The sequence below is a fragment of the Bradyrhizobium sp. USDA 241 genome (assembly GCF_049739505.1).
Lineage (GTDB): Bacteria > Pseudomonadota > Alphaproteobacteria > Rhizobiales > Xanthobacteraceae > Bradyrhizobium > Bradyrhizobium liaoningense.
Genome location: NZ_JBMGPZ010000002.1, coordinates 214,530 through 231,986, shown reverse-complemented (window position 1 = coordinate 231,986; position 17,457 = coordinate 214,530). Strand labels below are relative to the sequence as shown.

Annotated in this window: 15 protein-coding genes and 2 pseudogenes; 7 read left to right on the top strand and 10 right to left on the bottom strand. The window is 66.5% G+C overall.

Going from position 1 to position 17,457, the window contains the following annotated elements; translation table 11 throughout:
- Positions 1-16 precede the first annotated feature (16 nt).
- Both ABIF91_RS02055 and ABIF91_RS02050 read right to left on the bottom strand, forming a co-directional pair.
- A complete protein-coding gene (locus ABIF91_RS02055) occupies positions 17-796 on the bottom strand; it encodes an enoyl-CoA hydratase (protein ID WP_028176710.1) in 780 nt (259 codons plus the stop codon).
- A 145-nt stretch (positions 797-941) separates the two neighbouring features.
- On the bottom strand, positions 942-1,613 hold the full coding sequence (locus tag ABIF91_RS02050; protein ID WP_028176709.1) for a hypothetical protein: 672 nt from the start codon (positions 1,611-1,613) through the stop codon (positions 942-944).
- Positions 1,614-1,903: 290 nt separating this feature from the next.
- On the opposite strand from ABIF91_RS02050, the gene ABIF91_RS02045 reads away from it, so the two are divergent.
- Both ABIF91_RS02045 and ABIF91_RS02040 read left to right on the top strand, forming a co-directional pair.
- Positions 1,904-2,449, top strand: coding sequence for a sigma-70 family RNA polymerase sigma factor (locus ABIF91_RS02045; RefSeq protein ID WP_028176708.1), 546 nt, complete (start codon positions 1,904-1,906; stop codon positions 2,447-2,449).
- A 2-nt stretch (positions 2,450-2,451) separates the two neighbouring features.
- Positions 2,452-3,090 carry an NrsF family protein gene (locus ABIF91_RS02040; RefSeq protein WP_028176707.1) on the top strand — a complete coding sequence of 213 codons (639 nt, stop codon included), beginning with the start codon at positions 2,452-2,454 and terminating at the stop codon, positions 3,088-3,090.
- Between the two features lie 11 nt (positions 3,091-3,101).
- On the opposite strand, the gene ABIF91_RS02035 is transcribed toward ABIF91_RS02040, so the two are convergent.
- Entirely contained in the window at positions 3,102-4,205 is a 1,104-nt protein-coding gene (locus tag ABIF91_RS02035) for a DUF2336 domain-containing protein (protein WP_028176706.1), read from the bottom strand.
- Positions 4,206-4,268: 63 nt separating this feature from the next.
- Positions 4,269-5,429, bottom strand: a pseudogene (locus ABIF91_RS02030) (GGDEF domain-containing protein).
- Positions 5,430-5,864: 435 nt separating this feature from the next.
- Between ABIF91_RS02030 and ABIF91_RS02025 the strand changes: the two are divergent.
- The 4 genes from ABIF91_RS02025 to ABIF91_RS02010 all read left to right on the top strand — a co-directional run bounded on the left by ABIF91_RS02025 (position 5,865) and on the right by ABIF91_RS02010 (position 10,217).
- Complete coding sequence (locus ABIF91_RS02025; protein ID WP_028176705.1) at positions 5,865-6,434, top strand: sigma-70 family RNA polymerase sigma factor; 570 nt, start codon at positions 5,865-5,867, stop codon at positions 6,432-6,434.
- The gene (locus tag ABIF91_RS02020; RefSeq protein ID WP_028176704.1) at positions 6,431-7,126 is read left to right on the top strand and encodes a zf-HC2 domain-containing protein; all 696 of its coding nucleotides are present in this window, start codon (positions 6,431-6,433) and stop codon (positions 7,124-7,126) included. Before ABIF91_RS02025 ends, ABIF91_RS02020 begins: the two co-directional genes overlap by 4 nt.
- A 16-nt stretch (positions 7,127-7,142) precedes the next feature.
- A complete protein-coding gene (locus tag ABIF91_RS02015) occupies positions 7,143-8,855 on the top strand; it encodes a S8 family serine peptidase (RefSeq protein WP_028176703.1) in 1,713 nt (570 codons plus the stop codon).
- Positions 8,856-9,440: 585 nt separating this feature from the next.
- Positions 9,441-10,217, top strand: a complete 777-nt coding sequence (locus tag ABIF91_RS02010; protein WP_028176702.1) for a TIGR03809 family protein — start codon at positions 9,441-9,443, stop codon at positions 10,215-10,217.
- Here ABIF91_RS02010 and ABIF91_RS02005 read toward each other — a convergent pair.
- The 6 genes and pseudogenes from ABIF91_RS02005 to ABIF91_RS01980 form a co-directional block, all read right to left on the bottom strand.
- A complete protein-coding gene (locus ABIF91_RS02005) occupies positions 10,214-11,584 on the bottom strand; it encodes a TIGR03808 family TAT-translocated repetitive protein (RefSeq protein WP_028176701.1) in 1,371 nt (456 codons plus the stop codon). The two genes, ABIF91_RS02010 and ABIF91_RS02005, sit on opposite strands and share 4 nt — an antisense overlap.
- Positions 11,585-11,784: 200 nt before the next feature.
- Complete coding sequence (locus ABIF91_RS02000; RefSeq protein WP_028176700.1) at positions 11,785-12,438, bottom strand: pyroglutamyl-peptidase I; 654 nt, start codon at positions 12,436-12,438, stop codon at positions 11,785-11,787.
- Positions 12,435-13,425: pseudogene (gene meaB, locus ABIF91_RS01995) on the bottom strand (methylmalonyl Co-A mutase-associated GTPase MeaB). Before meaB ends, ABIF91_RS02000 begins: the two are co-directional and overlap by 4 nt.
- Before the next feature lie 51 nt (positions 13,426-13,476).
- Positions 13,477-14,988, bottom strand: a complete 1,512-nt coding sequence (locus ABIF91_RS01990) for a tripartite tricarboxylate transporter permease (RefSeq protein ID WP_028176698.1) — start codon at positions 14,986-14,988, stop codon at positions 13,477-13,479.
- Positions 14,989-14,995: 7 nt separating this feature from the next.
- Entirely contained in the window at positions 14,996-15,487 is a 492-nt protein-coding gene (locus tag ABIF91_RS01985; RefSeq protein WP_028176697.1) for a tripartite tricarboxylate transporter TctB family protein, read from the bottom strand.
- A gap of 274 nt (positions 15,488-15,761) precedes the next feature.
- Positions 15,762-16,754: a tripartite tricarboxylate transporter substrate binding protein gene (locus ABIF91_RS01980; protein ID WP_028176696.1), complete on the bottom strand. Its 993-nt coding sequence runs from the start codon at positions 16,752-16,754 to the stop codon at positions 15,762-15,764.
- Between the two features lie 154 nt (positions 16,755-16,908).
- Between ABIF91_RS01980 and ABIF91_RS01975 the strand changes: the two genes are divergently transcribed.
- Positions 16,909-17,451 (top strand): SRPBCC family protein, encoded by a 543-nt coding sequence (locus tag ABIF91_RS01975; protein WP_424578726.1) that lies wholly within the window; start codon positions 16,909-16,911, stop codon positions 17,449-17,451.
- The last annotated feature ends 6 nt before the right edge of the window (positions 17,452-17,457 follow it).

The following is a 17,457-nucleotide window of genomic DNA, read 5'->3' as shown; positions in this document are numbered from 1 at the left end:
GCCTGACCGGTTTGCCTTACCGGTTCTTGTTCACCGGCTTGCGCTTCTCGATGAACGCAGCCATGCCCTCGGAGCGGTCCTCGAGCGCGAAAGTCGAGTGGAACAGGTTGCGCTCGACGCTCATGCCCTCGGCGAGCGTGGTCTCGAAGGCGCGGTTCACCGCTTCCTTGGCCATCGCGGCCGCAGGGCGTGACATCGCGGCGATCTTCTCGGCTGCCGCCATCACTTCGTCCATGAGCTTGTCGGCGGGTACGATGCGGCTGACGAGGCCCGAGCGCTCGGCTTCCGCCGCATCCATCATCCGGCCGGTGAGGCAGAGGTCCATTGCCTTGGACTTGCCGATCGCGCGTGTCAGGCGCTGGGTACCGCCGATGCCGGGAATGGTGCCGAGCGTGATCTCGGGCTGGCCGAACTTTGCGGTGTCGGCAGCGATGATGAAATCGCACATCATGGCGAGCTCGCAGCCGCCGCCCAGCGCATAGCCAGCGACCGCGGCGATCGTCGGCTTGCGGCAACGCGCGAGGCGGTCGCCGCCGATCGCGGCGAAATCCTCGGAGAACATGTCGATGAAGCCCTTGGGCTGCATCTCCTTGATGTCGGCGCCAGCGGCAAAGGCCTTCTCGCTGCCGGTCACGACGATGCAGCCGATGGCATCATCGGCCTCGAGATCGTCGACCGCCGCGGCGATCTCGCGAAAGACGCCGAAAGAGAGTGCGTTGAGCATCTTCGGCCGGTTCAGCTTGACGATGCCGACCGCGCCTTTGCTTTCGACGATGATGTGTTCGAACGTGCTCATGCTCCACCCACGCTTTTGATTGGGTGGGCAATGTGCCCGCTGGCGCGATGGGCTTCAAGGGGCTGCAGGCCGCCGGAACGCGACGACGGGCGCGTTCCGGACGAGGTCCGTCAGGCCGGTACTCGGGCCGGGAAGCGGCCGGCAATCACGCCATGAACATCCGCGCGGCGGACACCAGCGTCAGCAGCGTGCCGACGCCGATGAAGATCTTGCCGATCAGGGAGCTCTGGTCCCAGGCCGAGCTCTGGTGGCTGCTTGCCATCACCGGCGCAGGCCGCGGCTGCGCCTCGGTTGCGGCAATCACCGCCTTCTGGCCGGGCGCCTCCTGTTGCAGGGCGCGATCGATGTCGTTGAGCTGATCGGGCGCGACGACCTGGCTTTCGGCCGGCGCGACGTTGGTATTATCGGCTGCAGCCTGGACATTGTCGTTGGCGCGGTTCGTCATCGCGGAGGCGGCAGCCGCAGTCGGCGTATCCGTGGCGAGCTGCGCGTTGGCATTGGCGACCTCCGGCGGCATCTGGCTCGACACCGGCACCTCACTGCTTGTCTTGTTGTCGTTCTTGTTGCCGTTCCGGGCCTCGTCAGCCCGTGCCGCGGCGCCCTTCTTGTCGGCCTTGTCGTCGGATTTCTGCGTCGTCTTGCTGCTGCTGGTGCGGCGCGAGTCTTGGCGCCGGTGCTTGGCCGTGTCGGCCTGCTGGTCCGCGCTGTCCGCTTTATTGCTTGCGGCCGAATTCGGCGCCGCCTGTGCAATGCCTCCGAACTGCAAGAAAAGCCCGGCCAAGACAATCAGGGCCACGCGTGCGCTGGCTTTCATCATGTTGACGATCTCCCCAATTCCGCCCGTCCCGGCAGCGAACAGAGACCCCGGGGCGTGACGACAGCGGGGCAGAAAATGGGAATCTTCGGGCTAGACCCGGCAAAAACGGGGCAAATTGCGTTGCGTTGTTGCCGCCGGATGCGGTAGGGGCCGATCGGTGTTATGAGCCGTCAGGGATCTCTGCGGCCGCATTGATCGCGTCGTCCGGTCGTGCATCACGAATTCGTGATGTGATGGGTGTCCGCGTAACAAATTGAAAGAGCGGCCGAATTGCATGGTGAGGGGCGCGGGTGCGCGGACGTGAGGACGAATGGACCGGCCTGATGCGGTCGGCCATGGCTGGCGATGACGCGGCCTATCATCGCCTGTTGAAGGCAATCACGCCGGTGCTGCGCGCTGCCGCGAGGCGAGGGTTGGTGCGGGCAGGTCAGCCTCCCGACCAGGCCGAGGATATCGTGCAGGAGATTCTGTTGGCGGTGCATCTGAAACGGCACACCTGGGACAGCGAGGCCCCCTTCGCGCCCTGGCTGTTTGCGATCGGCCGCAACAAGCTGATCGACGCGCTCCGCCGGCGCGGCAAGCGCGTATTCGTCAACATCGACGATTTCGCCGAGACGCTGCCGGGCGAGGTGCCGCAGGAGACCGCGTCGGCTGGCGAGGTCGCGGCCCAACTGGGCACGCTGCCGCAGCGCCAGCGCGACGTGTTGCAATCGATCGCGGTCGAGGCCGCCTCGATCAAGGATACGGCGGCGAAGTTTTCGATGAGCGAGGGTGCGGTGCGGGTCGCGCTGCATCGCGGACTTGCGGCGCTGACGGCCAAACTGCGGGACCATTAGTCATGGACACCGATCAACTCATTCGCTCGCTCGCAGCCGACAACGCGCACCGCGCTCCGCGCGTCGGCGCCGTGCTGACCATGGCGCTGCTGGTGGCTGCGCCCTTGTCGATCCTGATTTTCGCGACATTCCTCGGCGTGCGCGCCGACGTGATGAGCGCCATGCACAACCCGTTCTTCGACATGAAGTTCGCCGTGACGCTGTCGCTCGCAATCCCCGCGATCATCATCAGCCTGCATTTGTCGCGTCCCGAAGCCCTGCTGCGCGGCTGGGCCTGGCTGCTGCTGCTGCCGGTCGGGCTGTTGGCGGTTGCGATCGGCAGCGAAGCGATGATGGCCCCGGCCATGCCGATGACGATGCGCTTGATGGGCAAGAACTCCAGGACGTGCCTGGTCGCGATCCCTGCGATGTCGCTGCCGCTGCTTGCGGGGGCGCTGTTCGGCCTGCGCCACGGCGCGCCGTCAAGCCCCGCGCTCGCCGGAGCGCTCGCCGGGCTGGTGTCGGCCGGCCTCGCCGCGACCCTCTATGCCTCGCACTGCACCGACGACTCGCCCCTGTTCGTCGCGACCTGGTACACGCTCGCGACCGCGGTGGTGACCGCGATCGGCGCGCTGGTGGGATCGAGGGTCCTGAGATTCTAGATCCTGCGGCTTCACTCCGCCGGCGTCGCGCCCAGCTGCATGCGGTGGAAGCGCAGCACCTGCTGCGCGGTCGATGGGCGCAGCGCCTCATAGCTGTCGCGCAGCGTCAGAATGTCGGTCTGCGACCCGCCGGAGAGCTTCTCGCGCATGGCGATGATGGCGCGCACGCTCGACCATTGCATGCCAGCGACCTTGGCGAGGATCATCACGCCTTCGGTACGGCTCTCGATCATCATGGTCTCGGCCGTCTCGACCGCGACGCCCGCGAGTGCAGCCAGCCCCGCATTGGTCTCGTCGAACTTGCCCTGCTCGGCGAAGGTTGTGACCTGGAACTCGTTCAGCCGGCCGTCGTCGTGCAGCGATTTCACGAGCGCGCGGGCCAATTCGGTCTGCTTCGTCATGGCGGCAGCGCGAACCCGTTGGGCCGCTTGCTGGACTACGTTCGAGACTTCGTCCGCAAGCTCGGGATGCGCGGCCGCAAGCTTCCTGCGCACGCTCGAGGATGCCTTGGCGACCAGTCTCAAATAGTGATGGCGCGGCAAGTCGGGCCGCAGGCCGATGCAGCTGGCGAGGTCGTCGTCGCGCTCGGCGCGGATGACGAGCTCGGTGAGACTTCCCTCGGAAAGCCGCGCGCCCGGATTCCGGACGGTCGACTGCACTACGTCCTCGTTGCCGCGCGTCACCAGCACGTCGGTCAGTGCTTCCGACAGCATCCGTCGTAGTGAGATCGCCTTGAGATGCGCCTGGCCCCTGGTGCGCGCGATCTCGAGCAGGGTCGCCTCGTCCAGCCGTTCCGATTTCGACAGCACCGGGCCGGAGACCTCGATGACCTCGTCGAGCGCGAGCGTGCGGATGATTTTCGGCGGCGCAGCCGCGATCGGTGCGAGGCGTTCGGCGAGCAGCGCCCTGGCCGATGTCTCGATCTCCCCGATCAGGCATTGGAACACGTCGTCGAACACGCGGATGTGGTCGTCGGAATAGTCCACTGCGTTGCCCACGAAGAGATCGGTGACGCGGCGCAGCGTCTCGACCCGGCGCGCAACGGTGCCGTGCGTGAGGGCAGCCTGCAATTCCTCGAGCAGGTTTTCGGATGGTCTTGCGGATCTGGATCTCATTGCCCTGTCCTGGAGCGTTCGGCCCGGCAACGGCTTCTGCCGCGCCGGGAGAAAATGGATTGGTCAGCTCGTCACAATGGAGTTGCGCCCTTGCGCCTTGGCGGAATAGAGCGCGCGGTCGGCGCGCGCGAGAAACGTGTCGGCAGTATCAGTGTCGCGCAGCGTCGCGACGCCCGCGGAAATGGTCACCCGCATGCCCGGAGAGAACGCGCGCTCCAGTCGAGGTCGGCAACGATGCCGCGCAACCGCTCGAGCATGCGCTGCGCGGCGTCGCCCGGCAGGCCCGGCAGCAGCAGCAGGAATTCCTCGCCGCCGTATCGGCCGAAACTGTCGGCCGGGCGGATGTTGGCGAAAATGGTGATCGCGAAGGTGCGCAGCACCTCGTCGCCGACGGGATGGCCGTAGGCGTCGTTGATGCGCTTGAACCAGTCGAGATCGATCAGCGCGATCGCGCACGGCGTGGATGCCTGCCGCGACTTTTCGATCTCGGCGTCGAGAAGCCGCATGATGCAGCGGCGGTTGTAGGCGCCGGTGAGTTCGTCGAGCTCGGCGAGTTCCTCGATACGCTGATAGGCCGCCTTCAGTTCGATGCTGCGCCGGTACAGGATCTTGCGCAGGGTGGCGCCGAACAGGCCGAGGAAGGCGCACTGGCCGATCACCAGCACGAAGCAGAGCATCGAGGCGGCTCGCTGCAGCCGGGTCGTGACCGGCAGTCCGATCGGCAGGTCCGAGCCCAGGAAAACCGCGGCGAGACCACAGGTGGCAAGGCCCCAGGGTGAGCATCGCCTGCCCCGACGTCATACGCAGTGTGCCGAACGCGAAGATCAGGAACAACACGGCCAGGAACGCGACCCCGACCGTCGGCACCGCGAGCAGGAACACCAGTTGCAGCGCCATATGCGCCGAGATCTGATAGACGGTGAGGTAATGATCCTCGAACCGGTCGCCGAAGCCGGCTTCGGACAGCACCGTGAACGTACCGATGATGAGGAGGCCGCCGATCCAGAACAGTGACGGAACGCCCATCGAGATCGTGCCGTCATAGGCGTAGAGCAGCAGGACCGAGGCGCCAAGCGAATAGCTCGCGACCTGGCCCATATACATCTGGCGGCGCTGCCGGGCCCGGCGCGCCCTGACTTCGGGGGCTGCGGTCTCGGGCGCGAGGACGAGGTCCGCGGCCTCTGCGGCATTCCTCTCGGGAAAGGACGTCGCGGCCGTGCTCATGGTCCCGCCAGTGGTGGATGTCAGCGCAAAAATCTACGTGGCAAGCCTTTAGGTTTGGTATCCTTTGGAGCCGAACCCGAACCCTGCAGCACGGAACAAGATGATCAGCCATCGCGCGATCTTACCGGCGATCCTGCATCGTGTGCGATGCGGTCGAGCCAAAGCAGGGTTTGGTGCGACAAACCTGGTGCAGGGCTGCTATGGAACCGGACTAGGCCGGCGCCTGTGCCGGAAAGGCCGTCCGCAGGGAAAGTATCTCAGTACTATGTTACCGATCTGGATTGACGCCGCTGACCGCCGCGGATGGGACGATAAAAGTGCGCCTGTGTGGGGTAGCTCACACTGGCCCCCGGATGATTGCGGTAGTTTGAACAATTTTGCCTTCCCCGTCGAACCGTCCGCCGCATCGACCCGACCAACTTTGCGAGACGGCCATTGAGCGTGACACAAGCGGCTTCCGACGAGGTCCTGATCGCCAGGATCGCCCAAGGTGACCGGCTCGCCATGCAGGTGCTGTACGGGCGGCATCATGTCAGGGTTTACAGGTTCGGACTGCGGCTCGTGCGGGACGAGCAGGCGGCGGAAGACCTCATCAGCGAGGTGTTTCTCGACGTCTGGCGTCAAGCCGGCAAGTTCGAGGGCCGATCGGCGGTTTCCACCTGGCTGCTGGCAATCACCCGATTCAAGGCCCTGTCTGCGCTCCGGCGCAGGAAGGATTTCGAACTGGACGAAGAAGCCGCGAACGCGATCGAGGACACGTCCGACGATCCGGAAACGGTGGTGCAGAAGAAGGACACCAGTGAGGCGTTGCGGGAGTGTCTGACGGGCCTTTCGCCGGAGCACCGGGAAATCGTCGATCTCGTCTACTACCACGAGAAGTCCGTGGAGGAGGTGGCCGGAATCGTCGGAATTCCCGAGAACACTGTGAAGACGCGCTTGTTCTATGCGCGCAAGAAACTGGCCGAACTGCTGAAGGCAGCCGGCGTTGAGCGAGGCTGGCCATGATGGCATTGAGCAAGAAGATGCTGGAGCAAGAGCCCAGTGAAATTGAACTGCTGCTGCCGTGGCACGCCGCCGGCACGCTGAGCGCGCGCGATGCGCGCCGCGTCGAGGAAGCGCTGGCGCGCGATCCCGAGCTTGCCAGGCAGTATGCCGCGGTCCGCGGCGAGTACGAAGAGACCATCCATCTGAACGAGAACCTGGGTGCTCCGTCGGCGCGCGCGATGCAGAAGCTGTTCGCCGCGATCGACGCTGAGCCAGCGCGGGCGAGCGGCTCGCCGCCGCTGTCGGCGCGTATCTCGACGTTCTTCGCGAGCCTGTCGCCCCGCACGCTGGCGTGGTCGGCGGGCCTCGGCGCCGTCGCACTCGTGCTGCAAGCCGGAATCATCGGCGCCGTGCTGATGAAGAACCAGCCGGCGACCTTCCAGACGGCTTCGGTCTCGACCAGCGCGCCGATCACGCGCGAACTTCGCAGCACGGCCGCGCCGGCGCGCGCGCTGGTGCGATTCACGCCGGAGGCACGCGTCGCCGACATCACGGCGCTGCTCGACAGCTATCAGGCTTCGATCATCGGCGACGCCAAGGGCGGCATGTTCCGCCTCCAGTTCGACAAGGCGATGAGCCAGGACGAGCTCGCCTCGCTGCTCGGCAGGATGCAGCGCGAGAAGGTCGTCAACCTCGCCGTCGCGGCGCCCTAGGCGCGCCGCTGAGCCGATGACGGGCAATTCCGAGAGCAGGGTGCGGGCCGGGGCGTACGCTTCGTCCATCGGAGCCGCCCTTCTGCTCGCCTCTTGTCTCGGCGTCGAGGTTGCGCAGGCGCAGGCGATCATGCGTACGCCTACGATCAGCGTTCCCTCGCGCACTCCGACGATCTCCCCGAGCATTGCCCCGCGGGTCAACCCGACCCTATCCGCCAGGGTGGTGTCGGTCGACCGCGGCCCGCGTCCGATTACGACCGCCCGGATTCCTTCGGCGCGGATCGGATTGACGCCGGTGCTGCCCTATGCGCGCTACTCCCCAAACCTCTACCCGGCCTGCTCGGCGCCCTACCGAGCCGCCGACGGCGAATGCCTGGCGCAGGCGAACGCGGGCGGCGAGGGCAGTGGAAAATCGGGCAACAAGAAGAGCGCCCGCAAGGGGCGCGGCAACAACACGCCGGTCGCGGTGAACCAGCGCAGCTTCGCCAACGAATTCGTCGCCGAGATCGACGGCAGCCTGTCGGTGACGGAGGCCGACGAGCTTGCCCGTCGCCACGGCCTCGCGCGCGTCGCATCAGAGAATTTTCCGCTGATCGGGGCGACGCTCGGCCTGTTCCGCATCACCGACGGCCGGCCCGCCGAGACGGTACGGCGCGAGTTCGCGGCCGACGGCAGCGTGCGCTCGGTCCAGCCGAACTTCCGCTACGTGCTCCAGGACCAGAAATCGTCCGTACCGGTCGAGGGCGATCCCGCGCAATATGCGCTGGCAAAACTCCGCCTGCCGCAGGCGCATGCGCTGGCGCACGGAGCCAACGTGACAATTGCCGTGATCGACTCCGGCATCGACGCCAAGCATCCCGAACTCGCCAATTCCGTCGCCGACAGTTTCGACGCGCTCGGCAGTGCCGAGGGGCCGCACGTCCACGGCACCGGCATCGCCGGTGCCATCGTGGCGCATGCCCGCCTGATGGGCAGCGCGCCCGAGGCGCGCATCATCGCCATCCGGGCCTTCGGCGGCGCCAACGGCGGCGCCGAGAGCTCGTCCTACATCATCCTGCGGTCGTTGAATTATGCCGCCGAGCACGGCGCGCAGATCATCAATATGAGCTTTGCCGGCCCGAAGGACGCGATCATCGAGCGCGCGATCGCGGCGACGGCCGCACGCGGCCTCGTGCTGATCGCGGCCGCCGGCAATGCCGGCGCGAAATCGCCGCCGCTCTATCCGGCTGCCAATCCCAATGTGATCGCGGTCAGCGCGACGGATCAGCAGGACAGGCTGTTCACCGCCTCCAACCGCGGCAACTACATCGCGGTCGCAGCCCCCGGCGTCGACATCTTCCTGCCGGCACCCGCCGGCAAATACCAGATGACCTCGGGTACCTCGTTCTCGGCCGCCCATGTCTCCGGCGTCGCGGCGCTGCTCCTCGAGCGCAACCACGCCTTGAAGCCGGAGGCGCTGCGCATGACGTTGGCGAAGACCGCGCGCGATCTCGGCTCCCCCGGACGCGACGACCTTTTCGGCGACGGTCAGGCCGACGCCTTTGCCGCGGTGATGGCCGTTCCCGCCGACAGCGCGACGCCCGTTGCGGCTGCGTCCGGTACAACAAAACGTGAAGATGCCGAGAAGCGTCGCGGCGAGCCCGGCAGCCGTGCGATCGAGCAACCGTCGTTGTCGGGCTCGGACGAAAAGTCCGCGGTTTCTCAGGCAGATAGACCGGCGGCGAGATAGCGGCTGCGACAAGGATGCGCGCGGGCCGAAGCTCAAAAAAGCGAACCCTCGCATTGAACGTTCACCCAGCTGCCACGACCAACTGATGTGGGAGCGGTCATCCCTCCCCATCAGTCATATCAGGCGCGAGCGCCCATCCACCCCAAGCGCCCATATGGCTCGACCCGTCCGGTTGTCCCCCCGGACGGGTCTTTTCTTTTCAGCGCGTTCTTGAGCGAAGTGGACGCCGGCTCGCGTGAAGAAAACGCGTCAAACCAAGAATCCAGAGCGTCGGTTCTGATTCAGTCGGAAACGAAGCCTTGGGCATCCGATCCTTTGAAGCTCCGCATTCGTTCAGCCTGCGGTTGAGGATCGCCGCAGCCGTCCGTTGCCGTCGCGCGCGCAACGCGCCGCAACTCCGTTATGCTTATGCGAAGCTTGACTCGAAAACGCAGCAAATTTCCGGAGGACTACGGTATTTGATGACGAATGCCGTGTCGCTGCTGGACAAGTCAAATCTTTTCCACAACATATTCATGTCGCGTCTAAATTGATTCGTGTGCGTTGCGTCCCCCGCGTCCGTATTTTTTCCTGACGGGCTGGTTCATGACACATCGCCAAGAGTTCGTTCGCGACGCAGCTGCTGGCCGCGCCATCGCGGCGCGCTGGTGCGCTCTCGCCGAACAGCGCCTGCAACATCTCTCGGAGATGTTCGAGACCGGCCGCTGGCGCCGGTATCATTCCGAGATCGAATTCCTTGAGAACATTCAGGAAGCCAAGCGTGCGGTCCAGACCTGGCGCGCGCTCGCAACCGGCGGGGACGTCGCCGAGGCGGCTGCAAGCGTGACGCCCGCATTCGGTTGGTCGCCGGCGACGATGCCCCGCATGGCACCGCGCGAGCAGCAGGCGCAGACCGTCCAGCCCAAGGCCGTTCACATCGCGCCTGAGACCGCTGTGGCGGTCAGGCTCGATCAGAAGCCGGACGTGCTCGCGGAGATCACCGAGGCGCCGATCGCGGCGGTGTTGCCATCCGTCGCGATGGCGCCGCCCACTGCACCTGTCGCGGTGGCTTCGTTTACCGCCCCCGCCGAGATGCCGCCGCTCAAGGCTCCCGCCGCGAGGGCGCCGCTAGGCGCACCTGCCGTGAGATCACCCCTTGCGCCCGCCGCCATGACGCCGTTCACCGCGCCCGAAGTGAGGCCGCCGCTCGCGGTGCCTGCCGCGAAGCTACCGAAGTCGGCGCCTGCGGCGATGGCAGCGCTCCTCCCGCAGTTCGCCCCGCCCGCCGCCGAAATCGTCGCAGCCCCCGAGCGCGTCATCGAATTCACCTTCAGCCTCGACGGCCTGGAAGCGAAGTACCCGCTGCTGCGGAACGCGTTCTAACGTCGCACCGCATTGCCGCTGACCATTACCTGCGCGAAGCGTTGGGCTCCGTCGGCCAACAGATCCGACGTCACGGCGCGGGCGTGGTCGAGGCCGACCACGGCACCTCGTGGCGTTTCCGAGATCATGTTGTTGTTGACGAGCGCGGTGCCCGCGCCCGGCACGACCGAGACCCCGACGCCGGCCAGCGCCTTGCGGATCACGTTGCCCGTGATCGCGACGTCGCGCAGATATTTGCCCCAGCCGGCGACGATGCCGTAGGACGGCGCATTCTCGATCACGTTGCCGGTGACCGATGTGTCAGCCTCGATGTAGATGCCGACGCCGGCATCGTCGTCCGGTGCGGTGCCGATCGGCCGCTTCGGGATCAGATTGCGGATGATGTTGCCCTGGACCACCGCGATGCGGCCGCCCTCGTTGAAATTGCACACGGAGACGCCGACGGCTGCGCTATCCACCGTGTTGTTGGCGATCACCGCGGCTTCGAACGCAAACTCCGAATAGAGCGCGACCTCGCGCACGTCACTAACGCTGTTGCCGGTGATGTGGATGTTCGAGGCCGAGTTGCCGCGCACCGCCGAATAGTCGCAATTCCTGATGCGGTTGCCGCGCACGATCACGTTGCCGGCGCGGAACGCGTTGATGGCGTTGCCGTACTGGCCGGAGCCGCCGGGGCCTGCCTTGATGTCCTCGATGCGGTTGTCGGCGACCAGCGTGCCGTCGTCGCCGATCGCGGTGCGCAGGATCTCGATGCCATTGTCGTTGGTGCCGATGATGGTGTTGCGCGAGACGCTGAGCCCCCTGGCGTCGAACGAGACCACCGCAGTCAACGCGATGCTGGTGAAGATGTTGCCGGAGACGTCGCCCGCGACCTGCTCGAGCCAGATGCCGCTGCCGCCCGATTGCGTGATCTGGCAATCCGCCATGCGCACATCTCGTCCGCCGAGAACATGGATCAGGCCCCGCCGGGTCGGCAGCGGAATGTTGCCGCCGTCGAAGGTGATGCCGGAGAGGCCGATCGCATCGGAGCCGTCGCTCTGGATCATCGAGGCTCCGCCCGTGAAGACCAGCTTGGTCGCACCGCGCACGCCGATCAGTTGCGACCCGTTCGGCAGCCGCAGCAATCCGCTGCGATAAACGCCCGGCGGCAGCGCCAGCGGCATTTGCGCCCGCGCAGCCTCGTCGATCGCACGCTGGAGCGCGCGCGTCTGATCCTCGCTGCTGCCGGGCCGCACGCCGTATTGCGTGGCGTCGCGCCCGAGCAGGGACGTCAGCGGAGCCGCGCGCGCAGCGTCGGCCGGCATGGCGAGCGCGCCGGCGATGCCCGCGGTCGAAGCTCCAATGAGATAGCGGCGATTGAGGTCCATGACGCGTCCTCCGGCGGACGCGGGATGTCCGCGGAGACTAGGTAGCGCAGGGCGGCGAAGGCGGTGAGGATTGTTCGCGGTAGGGTTAAATGTTTACCGCAAAGACGGTGCCGTAGGGTGGGCAATGCGAAGCGTGCCCACCATTGTCGCCACGAATGCGGACGCATGGTGGGCACGGCGCAAGCGCGCCTTTGCCCACCCTACGAGACCGAGGTGTCCCGCGCCTTCCTTGCCAATTGCACCACCTCCATCAGCATGGCTTCCCCCGCGTCCACCAGTTCCTCCAGCGTGATCCGGGCTGAGCCCTTGCGCCGCACGGCGCCGCCGCGCGCAAGCAGCGGAATGTGGATGAAGGCCGCAAGCTTCGGCCCGCCCGACTTGACGTTCTCGATCGCGCGCCAGCTCAGGTAATTGCAGAGATAAGCGCCGGCATCGCGCGAGGGACGCGCGTCGATGCCGGTGAGGCGCGCGGCGCGCAGCAGCCTTGCGGTGTGCGGGCCGAACGTCATCGCATCTGCATGGCCGGCGATGCCGCGCTTGCTCGAGCGGGTGTTGGCGGCATCCGGCCACAGCATGGTGACGGCGTTGCGGGCGCGGGTCTCGATCCGCAGATAGGGCGTGCGCGCCGCGAGGCCGAACATCAAGAGCGCGTCGGGCTTTTGGGCGGCGAGCACGTCAGGCAATTGCCGGTCGACGGCAGCATAGGTGACCGGGAAGATGTGGCTCGACAGCTCGACATCGTCGAGCGCCGGCCGGCGCAAGTGCATCAGCCGGGCTACCAGCGCCTGGGTCGGATTGTAGGGCGCGCCGGGAAATGGCCCGAAGCCGGTGAGGAGAATGCAGGGCCCGGTCATTGCAGCAACTCCAGAATGCGCTCGGCGGCGAGCGCCGGCGTGAGATGGCCCTCGGCGACCTCGGTTTCTATCTTACGGACCTTGGTCCGCACCGACGCTTCGCTCCGCAACCTCGCCAGCATGCGCTGCTCCAGCATCGACCACATCCACTTCACCTGCTGGTCGCGCCGCCGCGCGGCGAAGTCGCCGGATGCCTTCATCGCCTTGCGGTGGTCCAGAACCTTCTGCCAGAGCTCGGCGATGCCGGTGCCGGCCAGCGCCGAATAGGTGACGACAGGCGGATGCCAGTGCTCGGACCGGGGGCTGAGGATGTGCAGCGCGCCGCGATAATCCGCGGCGGTGATGTTGGCGCGCTTGAGATTGTCGCCGTCGGCCTTGTTGATCGCGATCATGTCGGCGAGCTCGACGAGGCCCTTCTTGATGCCCTGCAGCTCGTCGCCGCCGCCCGGCAGCATCAGGGCGAGGAAGAAGTCGGTCATGTCGCAGACCGCGGTCTCTGACTGGCCGATGCCGACGGTCTCGATCAGCACGACGTCGAAGCCCGGCGGCTTCGCAAAGCAGCATCGCCTCGCGCGTCTTCGCCGCGACGCCGCCGAGCGTGCCTGAGGATGGGGACGGACGGATGAACGCGTAGTCTGAGGCCGACAGCCGCGCCATCCGCGTCTTGTCGCCGAGGATCGAGCCGCCGCTGCGTGCCGAGGACGGATCGACCGCGAGCACCGCGACCTTGTGGCCCTGCTCGATCAGATACGTCCCGAGCACATCGATGGTGGTGGATTTGCCGACGCCGGGCGAGCCAGTGATGCCGACGCGAAACGCCTTGCCGGTGTCGGGCAGCAGCATCTGTACCAGCTCGCGCGCCAGCGCCTGATGATCACCGCGCCGGCTCTCGACCAGCGTGATGGCGCGGGCGAGCGCCGCGCGGCTGCCGGCGCGCAAGTCACGGGCGAGGGATTTGATGTCGAGCGAGGCCTTCTTCTCAGTCATGCCCTGCTTTACAACGGCCCGGCGGGGCAGGCGAGGGCCGCCCGCGCCATATCACCGGGATGTTGCTGCCGCCGTCTGCGCCGGTTTCAGCTTTCGCCACACCCACACCATCACCGGCCAGAGCAACGCGCCGATCGCCATCGCGGCCAGGATGGCAGCGACCGGCCGCTCGAAGAACGGCAGGATGCTGCCGTCGGACTTGATCAGTGACGTGACGAAGGCCTGCTCGACCATGGTGCCCATCACGATGCCGAGCACCATGGCCGCGACGGGATATCCGTTCGCCTCCATGACGTAGCCGATCACGCCGAAGGCGGCGACCGTGACGACGCCGAACATGTTGTTGCCGATCGCGAACGAGCCGACCGCGCAGCACAGCATGATGACCGGCATGATGGCCGAGCGCGGCGCCAGCAGGATGTAGGCGGCGACCCGGATCATGGCGATGCCGAGCGGGATCATCATGATGTTCGCGATGATGAACATCAGATAGATCGCGTATATGCTCGACGCCTTCTCGGTGAACAGCGTCGGACCGGGATTGAGGCCCTTCATGTAGAGCACGCCGATCGCGATCGCGGCGATGGTGTCGCCGGGGATGCCGAACAGCAGCGAGGGCACCCAGCCGGAGGCGATGCTGGCGTTGTTGCTGGCGCCGGCCTCGACCAGCCCCTCGACATGGCCGGTGCCGAATTTCTCCGGCTCCTTGGAGAAGCGCTTCGACATCGCGTAGGAGACCCAGGCGGCTATGTCGGCGCCGGCGCCGGGCAGCACGCCGATGATGATGCCGACGATATTCCCGCGCGTCATCTGCCAGTGATACAGCTTCGTCAGCTTCCACTGGCCGGCCAAGATGCTTCCGAACTTGCGCCGCGGCAGCGGCGGCGGCTCCGGCGTCAGCATCGCGCGCATCACCTGCGCCACCGCGAACACGCCGACCAGCGCCGGGATCGGCTCGATGCCGCCGAACAGATCGGTGAGGCCGAAGGTGAAGCGCGGGACACCGCCGGGATTCTCGATGCCGATGCAGGCGACGAGCAGGCCGATGAACATGCCGGCGATCGCCTTCACCGGCGAGGAGCGCGCAACCAGGGTGGCGCACATTAGTCCGAGCAGCGCCAGCCAGAAATATTCGAAGGTCGAGAACGACAGCGCGATCTCGGCGAGCGGTGGCGCCAGGATCATCAGCGACAGCACGCCGGCGATGCCGCCGACCGCCGAGAACCACACGCCGGCCCCAAGCGCGAGCTCGGCCTGGCCCTTGCGCGTCATCGCGTAGGCCTCGTCCGCATAGGCGGCGGAAGCGGGCGTGCCGGGAATGCGCAGCAGCGCGCCCGGAATGTCGCCGGAGAAGATCGCCATCGAGGAGGCCGCGACGATGGTCGCGATCGCCGCGATCGGCGAGAGATAGAAGGTGACGGGGACGAGCAGGGCGGTTGCCATCGTCGCCGACAGGCCCGGCAGCGAGCCGATCACGAGCCCGTACACGGACGCTGCGAACATCGCGATGATGACCTCCCAGGTGGAGATCAGCGCGAACGCATCGATCAGGGTTTTCAGCATGGGACTACTACCAGGGCGCCGGCAACAGGCCGGCAGGCAGCGGCACGCGGAGCAGCTTGCCGAAGATGAGGTGGATGGCGAAGGGGGAGAGGGCCGCGAGCGGCAGGGCCAGCTTCCACCTGGCCCCGAGCGCGGTCGAGGTGACGTAGACCATGATCGCCGCGGTGATGATGAAACCGAGCCGGTCGGCCGCGACGACGTAGAACAGCAGCAACGCCGGCGGCAGCAGCGCGCGCAGGCCGTAGAGCTTGCCCTGCGGCGGCGGGGCAGCGGCCTGGCCGTCCTCCATCGGGACCAACGCTTCCTCCTCCTCGAAGGAATGCCCGATGCCGAACACGATCGCGAGCCCGCATAGTGCGAGGCCGCAGCCGATCACCAGCGGGAACACGTTGGGGCCGACCGGCTGGCCCGGCACCGGCGGCAGGATCCAGCCGCCATAGGCAGCTGCTGCGCCGAGCACGACGAGAAACGATCCCGTCACGGAGTCGGGAAGACGCATGGGGTGGGGTCCTGTCAGAATTCCGGGAGGTGCGCTCCCTCTCGCCGCGTGGGCTGGGCCAGCGCATATGCCGAAGGTGCTCGGCCTGCATGGTTCGAGACGCCCGCTTTTGCAGGCTCCTCACCACGAGGGTCTGCTATCTCGCTGCAAAACGCGACCTCATCCTGAGGGCCCGCCGCGGGCGGGCATCTCGAAGGATGGGCTGCAAGCGAGCTACTCGCCACGTTCTTCTTCACATGCAATAGCCCCGCCATCAGCGGGGAGGGGTGAAACATCACGCCTTGCTCAGGCCCGCCGCCTTCATGGCTTCGCCCATCTGGGCGTCGCCCTTGTCCATGAAGCTGGCGAAGTGAGCGGCATCGCCCCACACCGTGCCGAAGCCGCGATTGCTCATGAAGTCCTTGTACTCGGCGGAATCGTAAACCTTCTTCAGCGCCGCGGTGAGCTTCGTTGCGATCTCCGGCGGAAGGTTCTTTGGCCCGGCGATGCCGCGCCAGGCGCCCGTCGCGTAGTCGATGCCCATCGCCTCCTTCAGCGTCGGCACGTCCTTGAAGATCGGGTTGCGGGCCGGCGCCATGATGGCGAGGCTCCTGGCCTTGCCCGCCTCGATGATGGCACGCGCCTCGGGCACCGAGCAGGTGGTGAGGTCGAGGCCGCCGGCGGCGAGATCCTGCATCGCCGGCGCCGCACCGTTCGAGGGCACCCACGCGACCTGATTGGCGGGCAGGCCCATGGCCTGCATCCAGCCGACCAGGGCCAGGTGCCAGATGCCGCCCTGGCCGGTGCCGGAGGCCTTGAACTTGCCGGGAGGCGCAGCCTTGATCGCATCGGCGAGTTCCTTGACCGTCTTGTAGGGCGAGGAGGAGGAGACCTGGATGCCCGGGGGGTCCTCGTTCATCAGCGCCAGCGGGGTGTAGCTCTTCGGCGTCAGCTCGGTCAGGCCCTGCCAGTGCATCATCGAGATTTCGACGGTGAGCATGCCGATGGTGTAACCATCGGGCTGGGCGCTCGCGATCGCGCTGTGGCCCACCACGCCGGAGCCGCCGGTGCGGTTGACCACGTTGAAGGGCTGGCCGAGGTCCTTTTCCAGCAGCGCCGCGACAATGCGCGCCGTCGCGTCGGTGCCACCGCCAGCGCCCCAGGGCACGATCACGGTGACCGGCCGGGCCGGATAGGCTTGTGCGAGCGCGGGCTTGAAGCCGAAGGCGGCGGATGCTGCGACTGCGGCGGTTGAGGCCGCAAAGGTGCGGCGCGTAATCTTGGACATGAATCCTCCCAGCGGCACCCGTGACGCCGGGCGCTCTTGTCAATGGCGGCATTCTAGTCGGCTTTGCGGAGCCGCCGCAAGATAGCGCTACCAACGAGATCGTCGCATTGTGCGCGAAAGTTGGATGGCCATGGGATGGGCAGTCGGAAACCGGGTGGATTTTGCCCGCGCGAGCAGCCAACCTCAGCGCGTAACGGAAACCGAAGGCGAGCCACCGATGACCCGAGCCTATTACAGCGCCGTGCTGGACCACCCGCTGGACGAAGTCTGGTCGCTGATCCGCGATTTCAACAACTATCCCGCCTATATCGACGGGGTGAGCGAGAGCGTGATCGAAGACGACAAGCGCGGCGATGAAGTCGGCGCTATCAGACGCTTCTGCTATCTCGGAAACTGGATCCGTCAGCGCCTGGTCGATCACTCGGACCGGCAGCACACCCTAGCTTATGCCGGTCTCGAAGCGTTGCCGTATCCGCAAGACGACGGAAGCCGGTCGCCGGCGCCGACGCACTATCAAGGCACCATGCATCTGCGTCCTGTCATCGAGGGCAACCGTACCCTCATCGAATGGTCGGTTGCCCTCGATAGCGAGCCTGCTGACGCCGAGCGCTGGCAAGCCCTGTTTGCGTCCTGGATTCCTGATTGGACGGATTCGCTGGCGCGCACACTGGCGCGAGCCCATCCGCGATCCAGTTAGCGATCG